Annotated in this window: 20 protein-coding genes; 2 read left to right on the top strand and 18 right to left on the bottom strand. The window is 38.5% G+C overall.

The features are described 5' to 3' along the window. Positions 1-123 precede the first annotated feature (123 nt). The 6 genes from MKX82_RS06665 to MKX82_RS06640 form a co-directional block, all read right to left on the bottom strand. On the bottom strand, positions 124-516 hold the full coding sequence (locus MKX82_RS06665; protein ID WP_233314513.1) for a DUF3397 domain-containing protein: 393 nt from the start codon (positions 514-516) through the stop codon (positions 124-126). After that, positions 516-1439, bottom strand: coding sequence for a 2-dehydropantoate 2-reductase (locus MKX82_RS06660; protein WP_341075906.1), 924 nt, complete (start codon positions 1437-1439; stop codon positions 516-518). The genes MKX82_RS06665 and MKX82_RS06660 overlap by 1 nt, the downstream gene beginning before the upstream one ends. Before the next feature lie 251 nt (positions 1440-1690). Further along, positions 1691-2257 carry an RsfA family transcriptional regulator gene (locus tag MKX82_RS06655; protein WP_233314515.1) on the bottom strand — a complete coding sequence of 189 codons (567 nt, stop codon included), beginning with the start codon at positions 2255-2257 and terminating at the stop codon, positions 1691-1693. Between the two features lie 198 nt (positions 2258-2455). Then, a complete protein-coding gene (locus MKX82_RS06650) occupies positions 2456-2914 on the bottom strand; it encodes a DUF523 domain-containing protein (protein WP_233314517.1) in 459 nt (152 codons plus the stop codon). Positions 2915-3050: 136 nt separating this feature from the next. Further along, positions 3051-3224 (bottom strand): 50S ribosomal protein L32, encoded by a 174-nt coding sequence (gene rpmF / locus MKX82_RS06645; protein WP_016200993.1) that lies wholly within the window; start codon positions 3222-3224, stop codon positions 3051-3053. A gap of 96 nt (positions 3225-3320) precedes the next feature. Continuing rightward, on the bottom strand, positions 3321-3830 hold the full coding sequence (locus tag MKX82_RS06640; protein ID WP_233314518.1) for a YceD family protein: 510 nt from the start codon (positions 3828-3830) through the stop codon (positions 3321-3323). A gap of 333 nt (positions 3831-4163) precedes the next feature. Between MKX82_RS06640 and MKX82_RS06635 the strand changes: the two genes are divergently transcribed. Further along, positions 4164-5378, top strand: a complete 1215-nt coding sequence (locus MKX82_RS06635; RefSeq protein WP_341075872.1) for a nucleotidyltransferase — start codon at positions 4164-4166, stop codon at positions 5376-5378. A gap of 28 nt (positions 5379-5406) precedes the next feature. Here MKX82_RS06635 and MKX82_RS06630 read toward each other — a convergent pair whose 3' ends face one another. Continuing rightward, entirely contained in the window at positions 5407-6198 is a 792-nt protein-coding gene (locus MKX82_RS06630; RefSeq protein ID WP_341075870.1) for a patatin-like phospholipase family protein, read from the bottom strand. A gap of 140 nt (positions 6199-6338) precedes the next feature. On the opposite strand from MKX82_RS06630, the gene ylbJ reads away from it, so the two are divergent. Further along, positions 6339-7565, top strand: a complete 1227-nt coding sequence (ylbJ, locus tag MKX82_RS06625) for a sporulation integral membrane protein YlbJ (RefSeq protein WP_341075869.1) — start codon at positions 6339-6341, stop codon at positions 7563-7565. 24 nt (positions 7566-7589) lie between these two features. On the opposite strand, the gene coaD is transcribed toward ylbJ, so the two are convergent. The 11 genes from coaD to MKX82_RS06570 form a co-directional block, all read right to left on the bottom strand. After that, positions 7590-8099: a pantetheine-phosphate adenylyltransferase gene (coaD, locus tag MKX82_RS06620; protein WP_233314522.1), complete on the bottom strand. Its 510-nt coding sequence runs from the start codon at positions 8097-8099 to the stop codon at positions 7590-7592. After that, the gene (gene rsmD, locus MKX82_RS06615; RefSeq protein WP_233314790.1) at positions 8100-8672 is read right to left on the bottom strand and encodes a 16S rRNA (guanine(966)-N(2))-methyltransferase RsmD; all 573 of its coding nucleotides are present in this window, start codon (positions 8670-8672) and stop codon (positions 8100-8102) included. 386 nt (positions 8673-9058) lie between these two features. Next, entirely contained in the window at positions 9059-9334 is a 276-nt protein-coding gene (locus MKX82_RS06610; RefSeq protein WP_233314523.1) for a YlbG family protein, read from the bottom strand. A 139-nt stretch (positions 9335-9473) separates the two neighbouring features. Further along, on the bottom strand, positions 9474-9920 hold the full coding sequence (locus MKX82_RS06605) for a YlbF family regulator (RefSeq protein WP_233314524.1): 447 nt from the start codon (positions 9918-9920) through the stop codon (positions 9474-9476). 98 nt (positions 9921-10018) lie between these two features. Continuing rightward, positions 10019-10432, bottom strand: a complete 414-nt coding sequence (locus tag MKX82_RS06600; RefSeq protein ID WP_341075866.1) for a hypothetical protein — start codon at positions 10430-10432, stop codon at positions 10019-10021. 88 nt (positions 10433-10520) lie between these two features. Further along, a complete protein-coding gene (locus tag MKX82_RS06595) occupies positions 10521-10760 on the bottom strand; it encodes a YlbE-like family protein (protein ID WP_233314527.1) in 240 nt (79 codons plus the stop codon). 12 nt (positions 10761-10772) lie between these two features. Beyond that, positions 10773-11195 carry a YlbD family protein gene (locus MKX82_RS06590; protein ID WP_233314528.1) on the bottom strand — a complete coding sequence of 141 codons (423 nt, stop codon included), beginning with the start codon at positions 11193-11195 and terminating at the stop codon, positions 10773-10775. Positions 11196-11346: 151 nt separating this feature from the next. Further along, positions 11347-12405 (bottom strand): CAP domain-containing protein, encoded by a 1059-nt coding sequence (locus MKX82_RS06585; protein WP_445738840.1) that lies wholly within the window; start codon positions 12403-12405, stop codon positions 11347-11349. A gap of 106 nt (positions 12406-12511) precedes the next feature. After that, positions 12512-12979 carry a DUF420 domain-containing protein gene (locus MKX82_RS06580; protein WP_233314530.1) on the bottom strand — a complete coding sequence of 156 codons (468 nt, stop codon included), beginning with the start codon at positions 12977-12979 and terminating at the stop codon, positions 12512-12514. Positions 12980-13288: 309 nt separating this feature from the next. Next, positions 13289-14215 carry a heme o synthase gene (gene cyoE, locus MKX82_RS06575; protein WP_233314531.1) on the bottom strand — a complete coding sequence of 309 codons (927 nt, stop codon included), beginning with the start codon at positions 14213-14215 and terminating at the stop codon, positions 13289-13291. A gap of 392 nt (positions 14216-14607) precedes the next feature. Beyond that, positions 14608-15831, bottom strand: a complete 1224-nt coding sequence (locus MKX82_RS06570; RefSeq protein ID WP_233314532.1) for an FtsW/RodA/SpoVE family cell cycle protein — start codon at positions 15829-15831, stop codon at positions 14608-14610. Between the last annotated feature and the right edge of the window lie 80 nt (positions 15832-15911).

Here is a 15911-nt window from a genome sequence, read left to right as displayed (position 1 = left end):
TTATTATATTGCTTAAAGAAAATAACCTATACTTTACATACATAGAGAGTATAGCATTCTCTTTAAAAAAAAGAAAAAGACTTTGCTTAAAAATTGTCTTTTTCTTTCAGATATGCTCATTAGCTATATGCCAAACTGTTTCATTACATAGTAGACGAGTCCGTATGCCATTAAAAAAAGATAGGCACAAAAAAAGAGCAGAAAGTTAATTCTCCAAAATCCTCGGAAGACTTTCTTATAAATAATTTCTTGTTTCACTTTCCAATGAAGGATCACAATGAAGACACCAATAAAAAGGATCACTAACAATATATAAGACAGCATGGACTTTCCCCAAATAGATATAATTAAAAAATGGACAGAAATGATAAAAAAGAGCGTGCTTATATCTAACGCAATATGTACAGATAATTTATGTTTTTTCGTCATTTGTTTACTGAGGATAAATATTAAAAGATAGCAAATAACTGGGAATGCAACGAAAAAACTAATGACTGCAGACGTAAATTGAAACATTATATCCCCCCTTTCCTTTCCTGCTCTTTGCCTTTTAGCATGGCATAATAGGCAGCGCATAACGGCAGATGTTTATTTGTCTGTGCAGCAATCTTCAACACATACCCTAAGATAGCATCAATTTCTGTCTCTCTCCCTGCCTCTATGTCCTTCAGCATAGAAGACTTATTTGCAGCTGTCTGCTTAATAACCTTCCAAACGTACTGTTTGCATGTCTCTTTTTTTTGTTCATTCCAGCCGAAGGTATCCGTTATCTCTGCTAAAAAAGGTGCTAGAAGTCGTTTATAGTGAGGATTTTCGAGTAGCTGGCCATTAGTCACTTCCAAAATGCTTGTCAATGTATTAACCAAACAGTTTACTACCAGTTTTTTTTGCATCATCCATATCGGGTCTGGCTGAATCTGCACCAAAAATCCTGGAATACTGTCCTGCTCTAGAATAGTGCCTGTCAGATTCAAACGGACTTGGTCTTTAAATGGTAGACTAGCAATTTGAATCGCCCCGATTCCGGTGTGTCTAATAGAAGTGCTGTCGAGCTTCATCACACCATGCTCTACAATCCCAACATATAATTCTTCCACTGCCAAACTATTTAGTGCTTCCAGGTGAGCCATTCCATTTTGCAGAAACAAAAGCCCTCTGATTTCGGATGACAGTTCCGTCACTTTTTTCATCACAGGCAAAAGCTGATACTGCTTAACAGTTATGATGGACAGATCTCCTGCTCCATCCCAATTTTCAAATAATTCTACCGTAAAATGATGCTGTTCTTCTTTATTCGCCAAAAAGAGGGTCAGTCCCTTTTCCCTTAATTGTGCTTTTTGGCTTTGTGTGCGGACAAATACGGTTACATCATGTTTTGGTGCTAAATAAGCTGCACAAAGCAAGCCAATAGCCCCACCGCCGATAATGCTTATTTTCATTTCAACACCTTTTCCCCTGTATTCTTTATTATTCTGTAGTACCATCTTAACATTTTCCAGCTAAATTAGTAGCAATTAAGACCAAAGTACCTATAAATATAAAAGGTGTAAAGCAAAAACAGTTCCATATGATCAGAAAAAATAATTATGAATGAAAAATTTTATAGGGCGATATATCCGTTTAGACGAAAAAGCCCCCTTGAATCCTTTTGCAAAGAAAGGTTCAAGGGGGCAAGACCATGTTGCTTTTGTTAAGCGTTTTGTTGTTTTTCTTCTTCTTTAAATACAACCATTTTACGAGCCTTTTCCATCAAATCAACAAGCGCTTTATAGGCTTCATCCATTGTTTGCAATTCCTTTTGGAGCTTTTGGTTCTCATTGTGCAGCTCACTAATTTTTGCTTCAAGTTCAGCAGTCTCTTTAACAGCTGCATTATCAAGCTTATGATGTTCTTCAAGCTGTAAAGATTTTTGATATATATCTTTTAAATATTCTAAAATTTCTTCAAAGTTTTTCGTTTCAACAGGCTCTGGCTGACCGCCTATGAAAGAAACTTCTTCCACTGGCTCTTCCACAAGAACAAAACCTTTTTTTAACTGCTTTCTTTGGCTCTTTGCTAATTCAATAGCTGATTTATATTGTTTGCGCACATATGAATTCCAGCGGAATCCGCATGCTGCACTTGTTCTTGTTAATAGCTTTCCTACTTCCTCGAACGCTTGAAGCTGTGTTCCACCTTCTCTAATTAAACGGAGTACTACTTCTGCTAGCAGTATATCTTCATCTTTTGACCAAGCATCTTGTCTTGTTGTTGACATCAGCTAAATCCCTCCTAGTGTTTTTTATTCATACATATGCGTATACTAGAAAAGATAGACTGATATTTAGTCTTTTAGAAAAAAAATATTTAAAATCACACTAGAACAAAACAAGACTTGTCTTAACTAGACTAGTTATTGGCCTAAACCTGCATTTCACAAAGAATCTACTCTGAAATTTTCTAAAAAGCTAGTCTATCACAGCAACGCTTTTGCGAGTTCGTTCTCTGATATAACTTTAATTCCTGCCCTTCTTAATAGCGCTGTTGTAATTCCTGCTCCCTCATGCTGTATCCCTTCAAAATTACCATTGTATATATAGCTGCTACCACAAGATGGGCTAGACTCTTTAAGAACGACTGTACTCGCCTGCAGCTGCTTCACAACAGCCAGTGTTTTAAAGGCACCATCTACATATAAATCTGTAACATCATTCCCACTTTTATCTATTACAATTGCATGACCATCGAGCACATCATAGCCATTGCCGCCTTTAATTTCACAGGGCTCTCTTGGTGTCTGAAAACCTCCCAGCAATTCTGGACAAACGGCAATCGCCTCTTTTTTGTCAATCAGCTCTTTAATCTTTTCATTAAGACTATGCGACCCGTTATATCTTACCTTCAACCCTGCTAAACAGGAACTGACCACAATCACGCCAAAGCTGCCTCCTTCGTCACTACTATTTAATACCTCTATTATACAAATAACTAAGTGCTTTTTTCTCCTAAGATTAACTTAAGCACAAAAAAAAGCACCGGACTATTTGTCCGGTGCTTTTTTCAAAGGAAAATTAGTTGCTTACAACTTCTTTACCTTTGTATGTTCCGCAAGCGCTACATACGCGGTGAGCAAGTTTCATTTCACCACAGTTAGGGCATTCTACCATACCAGGCACTTGTAATTTAAAATGTGTACGACGTTTTCTTTTTGCAGTTTTAGATGTTCTTCTAAAAGGTACAGCCATTCTTCCCACCTCCTTAAAGAGTATTAAGAAAGTCTTGAGAGCAGATACAATCCATTCTCAGGTTTTCTTGTTTGTCCAAGCATAAAGCAAGGAGCTTTACTCATTTTCAAAAAATTTCGCAAGTCCTGCAAGCCGAGGATCAACTTTCTCCTTCTTCTCTTGCTCATGGATAACTTCCCAGTCCTTACCGGATTGAGGAGCACCCTCTTCTGTACTGTCTTCACAGAAGACTTGCATTGGTACTTCAAGTAAAAGTATTTCTTCTATAATTGGCAATAAGTCAATTACATCGCCCTTTACTTGATGAACTTCCTCTTCTCCTGTTTCATAATCCGGAACATTCAAAAGGAAAGTTTCAGTCGTTTCTACATTAATTGGATAATCCACGTCTACTAAAGTACGAGAGCAAGGTAATACTAAATGACCTTGTATTTTTAAATGAAAAGTCACTTTCTTTGAATCAATATCTGTTCTTCCTGTAATATGCATAGGAGATACACGCCTGATGGAGGAATCAACTTCCTTAATTCCATCTGCGTTGATTGTTTCATCAATAGATAGTCCCTTACTTCGGTATTTTTGTAACTGGCTTAACGTCCATTTCATATATATCACCCCAAGGCAACAAAGGTAATTATAGCTTTCATATAATTATTTGTCAATATTTTTTCTTTACACTATCTTTGCTTTTCCCTTTTATACTTAAAAGCATGATGGGTTTGCAATTCTAATGCAATAGCACTGTATCTATTCTACCTCGAATAGACGGAATTGCAAATATTATGGCTGCACCTTTTTTCGCAAAAAGAATCCTTGCTTTATAAGCTTTGCTTATCGTTTCTTTATCATGTATTCTAGGATAAGAAATTGAGCTTTAATCGATATAGTTACGAAAGCAATGCCAATCATTCTTGAAAGAAACTTGTAAGGAGATTTGAAATGAAAGCTGTTGGGATAATTGTCGAATATAATCCATTTCATAATGGACATTTACATCATATCCAAAAAGCAAAGGAATTATCAGATGCAGATATTGTCATAGCAGTTATGAGTGGACCATTCCTGCAGCGGGGCGAACCTGCATTAGTTTCCAAATGGCACAGAGCAGAGATGGCGATTTCTGGCGGTGCTGATCTTGTCATTGAACTTCCCTATGCGTTTAGCGTACAACATGCAACCATTTTTGCACAAGGAGCAGTACAGTTGTTGGACAGTTTACACTGTCATGCTGTTTGCTTTGGCAGCGAGTCTGGAAAAATTAATGAATTTATGAATGCATACCATATCTTGACTAGCAAGAATGCTTTATTCGCTGAAAGGATCAAGCAGCATCTGCAGGAAGGCTGCAGTTATCCAAAAGCAATGTCACTTGCCTTTACGGATTTAACAACAGGTGAGGATAATATTGCCGACTTAACATTGCCAAACAATATTTTGGGCTTTGAGTATGTAAAAGCAGTAATGTCAAAAGGCTTGCAGATGGGTCTTTATACAATTCCGCGGATTAAAGCAAATTATCATGATTCATATTTTAGTTCCGAGACTATTGCCAGCGCTACGAGCATCCGCAAGGAAATTTTGGAAAAACATAGCGTTCAAACGATTGCACCCTACGTGAATACCACTACTCTGAAGATCTTAGAAGACTACAAACAAACCTTCTCTATTTTTCATCAATGGGAAAATTACTGGCCATATCTTAAGTTTAGGCTTATACAAATGTCACCTAGTGAACTGCAAACGATTTATGAAGTGGAGGAAGGTATTGAGAACCGAATTTTGGCGATTTGTCAAAAAGCAGATTCCTTTCAGGAGTTCATGTCCTTGTTGAAAACGAAACGCTACACTTGGACAAGGCTCCAGCGAATATGTGTCCATATTCTGACAAACACAACAAAAGGGGAAATACAAAAGAACGACACACCTGCATACTTGCGACTGTTAGGCAGCACAAAACTAGGGAGAGCTTATTTGAAGAAGCACAAAAAGACACTTAAACTCCCACTTATCAGCAAGCTTTCTTCCATACAACATCATCAAATTGACTTAGACATACGAGCAGCATCTATTTATGCACTGGGTGCACACCCTGCAAACCAGAAGGAGCTATTAGCGATGGAATACAGTCATGTTCCTATCATGGTAGATGAATAAAAAAAAGGAATGACCAAGTAAAAACAGGTCATTCCTTTTTTTCTCTTTTCCATTTTGCTATCGCTTTTTTTATGTTAGCTGTATGCAGTCTTGCCTCCGCTTCTCCTCTTTCAATTATTTTCTCTAAATCGGTAAAAGCCTTGCTGTTAAACATTTCAACTTGGGGCCTTATCATAAAATCACTCGCCTCTTCCCGATAATTAACAAGCTCCCGCTGCATAATGTCAATACTGCGCATGATGACATCGTATATAGAGCTTATCTCGGCATCATTGCCTACATTTGCTACATCAACGGCAATCACTAAGTCTGCCCCCATTTCTTTCACGACAGAAACAGGAATCCTGTCGATTACTCCTCCGTCCACTAGAAGCCGCCCGTCCATTTTTTCCGGCACAAAAATGCCTGGAATCGAAATGCTTGCCCTGACAGCCTCTGCAATCGGTCCCTTTTTAAAGACAACCTTTTCTCCCAACGACAAATCTGTTGCGACAATCGCAATAGGGAAATCCAAATCTTCAATATTTTTTCCATACGTAAACAAATGAATAAGCTCTTTCACTTTGTTTCCTGCTATAAAACCCATTCTCGGGAGTGTGAAATCAAGATAATATTTTCGTTTAAAAAATTTAGAGATGAAATAAAGTCTGTCAATATCTGAGCCTGCCGCATAAAGGGAAGCAACTATCGCTCCAATGCTGCTTCCTGCGATATAATCTATCGGAATATTGGCCTCTTTTAATATTTTGATGACGCCGATATGCGCAAACCCTCTGGCACCGCCGGAACCAAGTGCTAATCCAATCTTCGGTCTATTCATTAAAGGAAAACCCTCCAATTATTTAATTTGGTCATAGTAATCTTATGGTCTTTTTTTTCTGCTTATGAGTATATTGTTTGGTAGAGGGCTAAAAGGACGAGTTTGAAATAGATGTTTTATAAAGGGGAGGGAATATATTCTTGTATCGTTCGAAAGTGAAAACCATAATTCTAGCTGGCACTGCATCTTTTTTAGCTTTTGCACTAGTTACATTCCCTGCAACAGCAGTCGAAGCATCCAAGGACGGTCTAAACACATGGTGGACAATCGTCTTTCCATCATTGCTTCCTTTTCTCATTTTATCTGAAGTTTTAATCGGATTTGGAGTTGTTCGATTTTTAGGGGTTTTACTAGAACCGGTAATGCGCCCACTTTTTAAAGTTCCAGGTGTCGGCGGGTTTGTATGGGCGATGGGGATGGTATCCGGCTTCCCTACAGGAGCAAAATTAACAGCCAGGTTAAGAGAAGAAAAGCAAGTTACGAAGGTTGAAGCTGAAAGGCTCGTCTCCTTTTCAAATGCTTCTAACCCGATGTTCATTATCGGCGCCGTTTCTGCTGCTTTCTTTCATAATCCGAAGCTTGGATTTCTGCTGGCAGGAGCCCATTACTTAGCGAATTTTACTGTCGGTCTTTGTATGAGATTTTACGGAGTAGATGAAAAGATTCCGAAAGATAAAAAGAGCAGCAAAGTTCCTTCTTTGAAGCGTGCATTGCGGGAACTTCATCACACCCGCTTGAAGGATAAGCGTCCATTAGGAAAGCTGCTAGGTGATGCTGTAACATCTTCCATACAGTCTCTATTAATGGTAGGCGGGTTCATCATTCTTTTTTCTGTTATTAATCGCTTGCTGTTTCACTTACAGGTAACTTCCCTTTTGGCTGGGTTCATAGATAAATTCTTTGAGCTTTTTTCCTTCTCCACCGCTTTGTCTATCCCATTTATTGCCGGGATTTTCGAGATTACGCTGGGAAGTAAATTAACAAGCGGAGTAGAATCGAGCACTTTAATGCAACAAGCAATTGTGACAAGCATGATTCTTGGCTTTTGCGGATTGAGTGTGCAAGCACAGGTTGCAAGTATCTTAGCACAAACAGATATTGGTTTTAAGCCGTTCTTCTTCGCACGAATTCTGCAAGCTATTTTTGCAAGTATTTACACGTATTTGTTCTGGGATGTTTTCAGCGCGAATTTCCTTAATGATGATAAACCAGCGTTTGCGATGCCCGCGTTTTTAGAAGACCAGGGATGGATTAGCCAAGCTACGCAAAAATGGATGGAGATAGGTCCGACATTTACCATTATTTGCTTGTCCGTTTATGTTGTCATCCTTTTCTTCCGGCTTCCAGGAAAGAAACGGACAGTTTAACAAAAAAGGGATTGTGAAAAATCTTCACAATCCCTTTTTATCTGTACTTTTTAACTGACGAAATTTTTCCTTTAACGCACTCTCAACCGATGGCGGTACGAGTTCAGATATATCTCCATCGTATTTACTGACCTCTTTCACAATACTAGAGCTCAAAAATGAATATTGGTTATTTGTCATCACAAAAAAAGTTTCAATTTCATCTGATAAGACTCTGTTCATAGATGTGATCTGCATCTCATACTCAAAATCAGAAACAGCACGAAGGCCGCGAATGATGGCAGTTGCATTGACACTTTTCGCATATTCAATAAGAAGACCTTCATAAGAGGAGACAGTTACATTAGGAATGTCCTTTGTTACTTCCTTTATTAACTCAAGTCTTTCCTGCACAGAAAAAAACGGCTTTTTCGATGAGTTGTTTAAAACACAAACATAAACTTGATCAAAAACTTTTGCCCCTCTTTTAATAATGTCGATATGACCATTTGTGATTGGATCAAAACTGCCAGGACATACTGCAATACTAGCCATTTATGCATTTTCCTCCATATCTGTTTGTTTTGAATAAATCGATACAGCAATGATTCCATACTTTTCATATTTAATTTGCTGAAAACTGCCGATTTTTTCCGGGAGTGCTACTTCTGAACCATGTTCGCAAACTATTACACCATCATCAGCAAGGAGGCCCTCTTCATTAATAATCAGGACTAATTTCTCCAATTGCTGTTTTTTATAAGGCGGGTCTAAAAATATGTAATCAAAAACTACATCTCTTTTTATTAGCGCTTTAAGCGCCCTGTCTGCTTCATTGCGATAAACCTCTGCTTTAGCTTCCAATTTGCAAGCAGCGATATTCGTCTTAACTGTATGTATAGCTTTTCCATCCTTATCAACAAAAATGACCTTTTCAAGCCCCCTGCTTAACGCCTCAATCCCTAATCCACCACTGCCGGCAAACAGGTCGAGACCAATTCCGCCTTCAAAATACGGGCCAATCATATTGAAGATTGCTTCTTTCACTTTATCCGTAGTCGGTCTTGTCGAATTGCCAGGCACCGCCTTTAATGAAATGCCTTTATTCGTTCCTGAAACGACTCTCATCATACATCACCACTGATTTATTAGTTGATAGTTTATCATTGACTATCCTATCATAAACATTCCCGGGATTCCAACACTCATTTACACTTCTATAAAGAATCAGATATCGGCACACACAAATCTCAAGCTGTTTTTAATTTTTCACAAAAAAGCAAACTTTGATGTATAAGGTGCGCTTCCTTGGCAATACTGTAATTAACAACATCTATTCGAGGATGTTGTTGCCAACCGCGGAGAAGACTTACGTTTCCCCATAAGTTCTTCCTCCGGTTTCTCCTCTCCCTTTACCTTCTTTCCTGTAAGAGGATATAGAAGGAGCCTGCAAGCAAATAGCTTGCAGGTTTTTTTTTTCAAAATAAAAAAACCAAGATGTATTCTTAGTTTTTTTATATGCCCATCTTATAATCATATTCTTTTGCTTTGTCCGGTTTAGAATTTTCAAATTCCATTTTTAAAAACGGTTTATACGAAGGCTCTACTTTTTTCACAAATGAAAAGGAGTTTAACTTTTCCATTAGAGCTTCTGTTTCCGTTAAATTAGTATATAGCACAACATACTTTAATCGTTTGGAAATATAGTGGACATTTCCATATCTGCGCAGCATTTTCGCCTGCTTCAACGAATAAAGGTACACGATGATGCCTTGTCTCTGCCCTAGCATGATATTCCCCCGCTTCTATTTTTTTATATTCTAGCATAGCAATAAAAAAATTCATATGAATTATGTAAATTTTAGAAAGGTTCCGCCTTCATTAATCCATAAAAAAGGCGATGAAGCAATCATCATCGCCTTCTATCATTTATGCCGAACAGCTGCAGCTGCCTCCGCTTCCGCAGCCTCCGCTGCAGCCGGAAAGCTCATCGAAGAATGGGTTTCCTGTTGGTACCTTTACGAATTCAGAAACAGATCTTCCGATGATAACACTGACCTCATCGAGCAATTTTTGCAGATTATTTTCTGCTATCTTAAATGCAGCAACATTCTCGTCCATATCCATATCCCTTTTGAGCTGTCTGATTTCCATCATAACTCTCTTATACTCAGGATGATATTTGCCGAAGCGCTGCACTTCTTCGTACAGTTCTTTCATTTCATTAAAAGAAATGATTTTCCCCTGTGTTTCTTTATCAGTTATAAGGTTTGCCATGCGCATACGATATTGTTCTGCCACATCTGATTCCAATATCATTTCCGCTATGGACTCTGCCTCTTCTTGTAACATAAGCATTTCAGTTGTAGCAAGCACGATTAGCTCACCTCCAATTCTCATTTTAACTGATAAATACGAGAAAAGAAAGCAATCTGTTACGAAAACAGCTGTACATAAACCTGCCATAACAGGACTTAGTTGATTGTCACGGTAAATTCTTTTTGAAACAAATTTATCCCTTTGTTATTAATAATTTTAAGAAGAGCTTGGTGCTGGCCGCTTTCTACATTCCTGACAACAAATGCGGCGCTTTGGTATTCCCCTACAGTCTTGCCGTCCATTTCTAATATAATTTTCCCTGTTTCCTTGCCACTGTCTTCGCGAAAAGAAAGAGATGGTGCTTTACAATCAATATAAACATTATTACCCTTAATGAGGTAATGCACGGTAATATCTTGACTCTGAACGTATGCTGATGCTAATGCTGTTTCACTTCCTGAATTCATTGCTGCTTGTCCTTCCTCCTTCACTTGAGGATCTGGAACGTCATTGTTGCAGCCATTCAAAAGGAATAAAGCAGGAATACAAAACATTAGAATTTTTTTCATAAGGAACAGCTCCCTAACATGAATTCTTTTCGTTTAGTATTCGCTGCTGCTTCCCTTTTTACTCACACAGAGTGCCGAAAATTTACCATCACGATTGTGAGTTCATTGCTTGGAACATCCCGACCATCATCGAGGCCATTTGGACACCATTGGAAAACTTCTCCACATGATGAGGAATAGTCTTTTTATAATAATGTAATGAAGCAACTTCAAAACTCTGTAATTCACCTGGATTTCTGCTTAATTGTCTGTACCAAAGCGGCTGTTCCCGGATAAATTGCTGCAATTCCCTGTTTTCCTCTAAGTACTCTTTCACGTTTTTCCTCAAAGATTTGCCTCCTTAATCTTTTCTAAATGCAAAAGGACCTGTCGGCTGTTGCACTTTACCTTTGCTGGCCTCTTGAGAGGGGCTGCTGTTTGGAGAAAACTGCGCAATGACACCTTGAATTGTACCAAGCGCTTGGTTGATATTAGCGATATAGCCTTGCAGCTGATTTTGATCCATATTTTTTATGGAATCCATAATAGAAGACATCCATAATGATTTACTTGTATTTGTTCCTGTCTCTTCGGTTTTTTCTGTACTTTGCCCTGTATTTTGCTCACTGCTCCAGCGAGCGTCTTCTTCTCCCAGCAAGTACCAATCTTCAAATAACTGCTGCCATGTTGCTTCGCCACTTCTCACCTCTTGAATAATGTGGGGATTCTCTTTCACAAACTCTTTAAATTGTTGGACTGAAGGATGAAGTTGTTTACCTGACATGCTTTTTTCACCTCTATTACGCTGAATTTGCCTACCTTACTATATGTTAACTTCCTTAAAAGGTGCCTAGTTGGCAAAAGAAAATTGGGCATAAAAAAGCACTTTTATTGTTAAGTGGATTCTTAGCAATAAAAGTGCTGCAGTTAACCTTTTACCATTTTTCAATAAAGTTTTGCGTGTAGTATTTATTATATACTCCTACACCTAAATGGGTGAAGCTTTCATTCAAGAGGCATTCCCTGTGCCCCTTGCTGTTCAGCCAGCCTTCCATAACAGCAGCTGCATCTGTGTATCCCGCTGCTATATTTTCCCCTGCAAGCTGATAAAAAACATCTCCTGTCTTGAGCCGTTCCTCCAGGTCGCCATATTTATCAGATGTATGGGAAAAATTCTTCGTATCATACATATCTACACTATGACCTAAAGCTACTGTTGCTGTGTCTTCATCCCATTGAACCTTCCCTAAATTAAACCTGCTTCTAATAACATTCGTAATATCTAATATTTGACGTTCATTTCCATCCTCAACAGCTTCATTTTCCTTCACTACCAAATCTGCTTCCAAAAGCTCTCCTCTGTATACAAGCTCATACGGCCTGATTTGAAGCAATGTTCGTGCATCCATATAACGGACGCTTGAGAGTGTTCCTGTAAACTTATCAAAGTACAGCTGCACATAATAATCGCCCATTTTCACAAGAGGCCTGTTGTTAATTTCATCTTCTGAAAGCTCAAACCGGTAGGAGGAGTCCTCATAATTCAAACTGATATTTGTCTCGATTGGTGTCTTTTCATATATATTGCCGATTTCTTCGCCAATCTTGTACGGAGCTATGTTCACATCTTGTCCAATTGCAAAAATCGTCACCACTTTATCATCGAGCACACCAACCTGAAAATATTTAGAGGAATCTTGATTGTATATCCACCATTCATATTCGTAATTGGATGGGTCTTTTCTTGCTGGTTCTCCGTATTTTTTGACAAGGTCCTTTGCACTGCTGCCGATCATGCTTCCAAGCCCCTCTTTAGGCATTGAAATCGATGTGTCTTCGTCCGCTTCTTCTGAAAGACCTTCATCGACTTTCGCTGAGTTCGTGCCGTCATCTACAAGGGCATCAGAGTTTTCACTTGTATCAGTAATACTCATGTAAAACCAGACCGCTAGCAATATAGAAATAATAATTACAATTCTGAGTAATGTCTTCAGAGGCTGAACCCCCTCTCTACCATCATTTCTATCATTATATGTTTGCTGCTTACTAAATAGTATAGCATTATTAAAATAAAATCTGATAGACTGAACTTTTTAGAAATTAAAATCCTAGTATAGCTTTAATAACAGAGGTAGTCTCTCCGCCATGATAGATTACATAAAGCAGTAAATAAACCGCAACACCGGTAATGGCAGTGAAGAACCAGATGATGCTCGTAGTTGGGCCAATCTTACGGTGAATTTCATATTTCTTCTTATAACCTGTGACAAGCATCGTAATTCCTAACACAGCGCCTGTTGTTGCTAAAGTGATATGAAAAATCAGAAATATTGTGTAGTATATTTTAATATCATCTGGTCCACCGAATGCAGTATTCCCGATAAAAATAGTTCTGGAAGCGTAGATGACAAAGAAAATAACCGCACAGATTGCGCCAATAAGCATTGCTTTTTGATGTGCTTCCAATTTTCGTTTGATTATTAAGCCCCAGCCAATTGCGACAAAAATCGCACTCAATACAATAAATGCAGTGCTAATAGTAGGTAAAACCGGTAGTGAATAATTCATTTTCAAACCCTCTCTAAATAAGTATTTTTAAAGGGAATTCCCTAAGCTTTTAACAAGTGTACCTTGCACACAATAAAAATATGTACGAAACAAGCAAGACAAAAAAAGGATATTCTAGCAAAAGGATAACACTTCTATTCGACAATCTCTCCAAAGTTTGTCTAGCTTTCCCTTTCATCTTAACGGCTTCCTAAAGCAAGAATCAAGTATACTGTGCCTGCTTTAGGAATTACTGTTAAGTAAGTCTGCCTTAAGTATTGGAGTTATGTTGAATGATCGTGTCTATCCATTGATAGAATATCCTCTTACTTAGATGATGAATGTGACAAGGACCATGGCAACGAATAAAATGGTCATATATTGAAGAGAATATACGAACATAGCAGTCGCCCATTTAATCTCGTCCTTTTTCTTGCTTGCAATAATACCTGTGATAATCCAGCCGATATTAAGCAATGTTGCCAGAATTAAGAAAGGAATACCAAGTTTCACTAATAAGAATGGCAATGGAAGTAAAGCGATAACCCATGCATACGTATGTTTTTTTGTTACTTCAAAGCCTTTTACTACAGGAAGCATCGGCACTCCTGCTGCTCTGTACTCCTCTACTCTTCTAATTGCCAATGCATAGAAATGCGGTGGCTGCCAGAAGAACATAATTAAGAACAAGCTCCATGCCATAATATCAAGATTCGGATCAATTGCCGCCCAACCGATTAAAGGCGGAACAGCACCGGAAAAGCTACCGATAACTGTGTTTGAAACAAGTCTTCTCTTAGACCACATTGTGTAGACAACCACATAGCTGAAAGCTCCTACCAATGCAATCACAGTTGCAGAGATAGTCGTTAGAAGCATAAAGAATGTTCCGATTGCAAGCAAACCGAATCCGAGAACTGCAACCTTGCCTGGTGTGACTTTCCCAGTAACAGTCGGTCTCTCCTTAGTTCTTTCCATCAGCGGATCAATATCCCTGTCAATATAATTGTTTAGTGCACAAGATCCTGCAATAATTAAGGCTGAACCAATTAATGTATACAAGACTGTGTCGATATTCACCAAAAATTTCTCTCCAGAAAAATGCAGCGCCAGCCACAATCCTGTAAAGACTGTAATTAGGTTAGAATTTACAATACCTACTTTGATCAGCGCTAAGAAATCCTTCCACGCAGATGTTTTTGGCAGTGATTCTTCCCCGTCAACCTGAGCTTCAGGATACGCTCTATAATTTGCCATAGATGTTTCCTCCCTTATTTAAAACCAAATCTATATCCTTTATAAAAAGCTTAAAAGTGCAATTGGAATTACTGTTCATTCCCACTTAAACTCATCTTTCCTTTATATAAACATAAAGGTAAATGATTGTTTGTGCCCAATTTCACAATTATTAACAACATTTAAACGATGAAAAAAGGCCCTTTTATAATTAAAACATATTTCAATCTTTTTTTCCGCATTTTTTTACAAAAAAATAAAAGTCTCTCTATGCGAAATAGATTCCTTCGACCCACAATCTATTATAAATCTAATTGCCCCGTTAGCCAAATAAAATAACTGAAATGGATATACTTCACTTACATAGGAAAATTAAAGAAGATGCCCTAATCCACTAGGGCATCTTCTTTATGCTAGATTCTTTCCTGCTGTGCGATTCTTTTTCTCAAAGGAACCTCAGGAACAGCCTCTTCTCGATTTTTATACACTTTTTCATATTTAGTGAACATCGAAACATTCAGCAATATTCCCATGCCTATGGCGAGCTGTACAAGCGATGACCCTCCGTAGCTTACGAAAGGGAGCGGAACACCTGTTAGAGGTATCACTCCTGACACACCGCCGATGTTAATGAAAGACTGGATGCCAATCATGCTTGAAATCCCGATTGCAAGGAGGCTGCCAAAAGGATCTTTGCATTTCAATCCAATATATATACCTCTTAACACAATATAGCTTAAGCATACGACTACAAAGCCTACCCCAAAAATACCGAGCTCTTCTGCAATTACCGCCATAATGAAGTCTGTGTGGCCGTCTGTTAAATATCCGAGCTTTTGTATACCCTGTCCTAATCCAAGACCTTTTAAGCCTCCTCCGCCTATGGCAATAAGCGAGTTGCTCATTTGGTAGCCGGTGGATTGGACCATATCTTCAGCAAAAGGCGAATCCATAAATACGAAAATCCTGCTCAGCTGCTTTTCAGTCAAGACATCTTTGCCAAAAAGCTGAAGAACTACTACAGCAATTGCCACTACAGCAAGGCCGATGCCGGCTAGCTTTGACAAGTTCTTCAAACTCATTCCGGAACAGATAATAATCGTTGCCGCAATCATGAAGATTATCGCTGCTGTTCCAAAGTCAGGCTGTAAGCCGACAAGCATACATACAAGCAATAAGTATGCGAGCGGCGGTGCAACCCCTCTGTTAAATTCGTTTATGTAAGATTGCTTTTTCGCATAGATGGCGGAGAGATAAACAATCACCGACAGCTTAACGAATTCCGCAGGCTGCAGGCTTGCAGTTCCAAGCTTATACCAGCTTTGTGCATTTCCTGCCACATGACCAAGAACAAAAACACCGAAAAGACCAATTAACGATATAAAAACCATGGGAACGAGAAATCTATTGCTCATAAATGCCTTATAAGGAAAAAGGGCGACAACAATAAAGGCCACTCCCGCCACAAGCAAGTTAAGAATCTGTTTCTTATAAAAGAAACTGCTGCTGTCTTCCCCATAATATTGGACAGATGATACCATACTGGCACTGTATATCATAATTACTCCAAATAGAGAAAGTAATACCATTGCAACAATCAGTGTATAATCATATGATTTTAAGATTTTTTTGAACATCCGCTGCTACCCCTTACTAAAGTTTAAGCAATGACAATACATTCGCTGCCATTTGTTTCAATTCCTGCCTATTAGCTTGG

Origin of the sequence: Niallia sp. FSL R7-0271, from assembly GCF_038005785.1 — a bacterium.
GTDB lineage: Bacteria > Bacillota > Bacilli > Bacillales > Cytobacillaceae > Niallia.
This window is presented reverse-complemented; position numbering and strand designations above follow the sequence as displayed.

Excerpts from the sequence above, each read along its gene's own strand:
- MKX82_RS06665 (WP_233314513.1), bottom strand. The coding sequence starts at position 516 with ATGTTTCAATTTACGTCTGCAGTCATTAGTTTTTTCGTTGCATTCCCA.
- MKX82_RS06660 (WP_341075906.1), bottom strand. The coding sequence starts at position 1,439 with ATGAAAATAAGCATTATCGGCGGTGGGGCTATTGGCTTGCTTTGTGCA.
- MKX82_RS06655 (WP_233314515.1), bottom strand. The coding sequence starts at position 2,257 with ATGTCAACAACAAGACAAGATGCTTGGTCAAAAGATGAAGATATACTG.
- rpmF (WP_016200993.1), bottom strand. The coding sequence starts at position 3,224 with ATGGCTGTACCTTTTAGAAGAACATCTAAAACTGCAAAAAGAAAACGT.
- MKX82_RS06640 (WP_233314518.1), bottom strand. The coding sequence starts at position 3,830 with ATGAAATGGACGTTAAGCCAGTTACAAAAATACCGAAGTAAGGGACTA.
- MKX82_RS06635 (WP_341075872.1), top strand. The coding sequence starts at position 4,164 with ATGAAAGCTGTTGGGATAATTGTCGAATATAATCCATTTCATAATGGA.
- MKX82_RS06630 (WP_341075870.1), bottom strand. The coding sequence starts at position 6,198 with ATGAATAGACCGAAGATTGGATTAGCACTTGGTTCCGGCGGTGCCAGA.
- coaD (WP_233314522.1), bottom strand. The coding sequence starts at position 8,099 with ATGGCTAGTATTGCAGTATGTCCTGGCAGTTTTGATCCAATCACAAAT.
- rsmD (WP_233314790.1), bottom strand. The coding sequence starts at position 8,672 with ATGAGAGTCGTTTCAGGAACGAATAAAGGCATTTCATTAAAGGCGGTG.
- MKX82_RS06610 (WP_233314523.1), bottom strand. The coding sequence starts at position 9,334 with ATGCTAGGGCAGAGACAAGGCATCATCGTGTACCTTTATTCGTTGAAG.
- MKX82_RS06600 (WP_341075866.1), bottom strand. The coding sequence starts at position 10,432 with ATGAAAAAAATTCTAATGTTTTGTATTCCTGCTTTATTCCTTTTGAAT.
- MKX82_RS06590 (WP_233314528.1), bottom strand. The coding sequence starts at position 11,195 with ATGTCAGGTAAACAACTTCATCCTTCAGTCCAACAATTTAAAGAGTTT.
- MKX82_RS06580 (WP_233314530.1), bottom strand. The coding sequence starts at position 12,979 with ATGAATTATTCACTACCGGTTTTACCTACTATTAGCACTGCATTTATT.
- cyoE (WP_233314531.1), bottom strand. The coding sequence starts at position 14,215 with ATGGCAAATTATAGAGCGTATCCTGAAGCTCAGGTTGACGGGGAAGAA.
- MKX82_RS06570 (WP_233314532.1), bottom strand. The coding sequence starts at position 15,831 with ATGTTCAAAAAAATCTTAAAATCATATGATTATACACTGATTGTTGCA.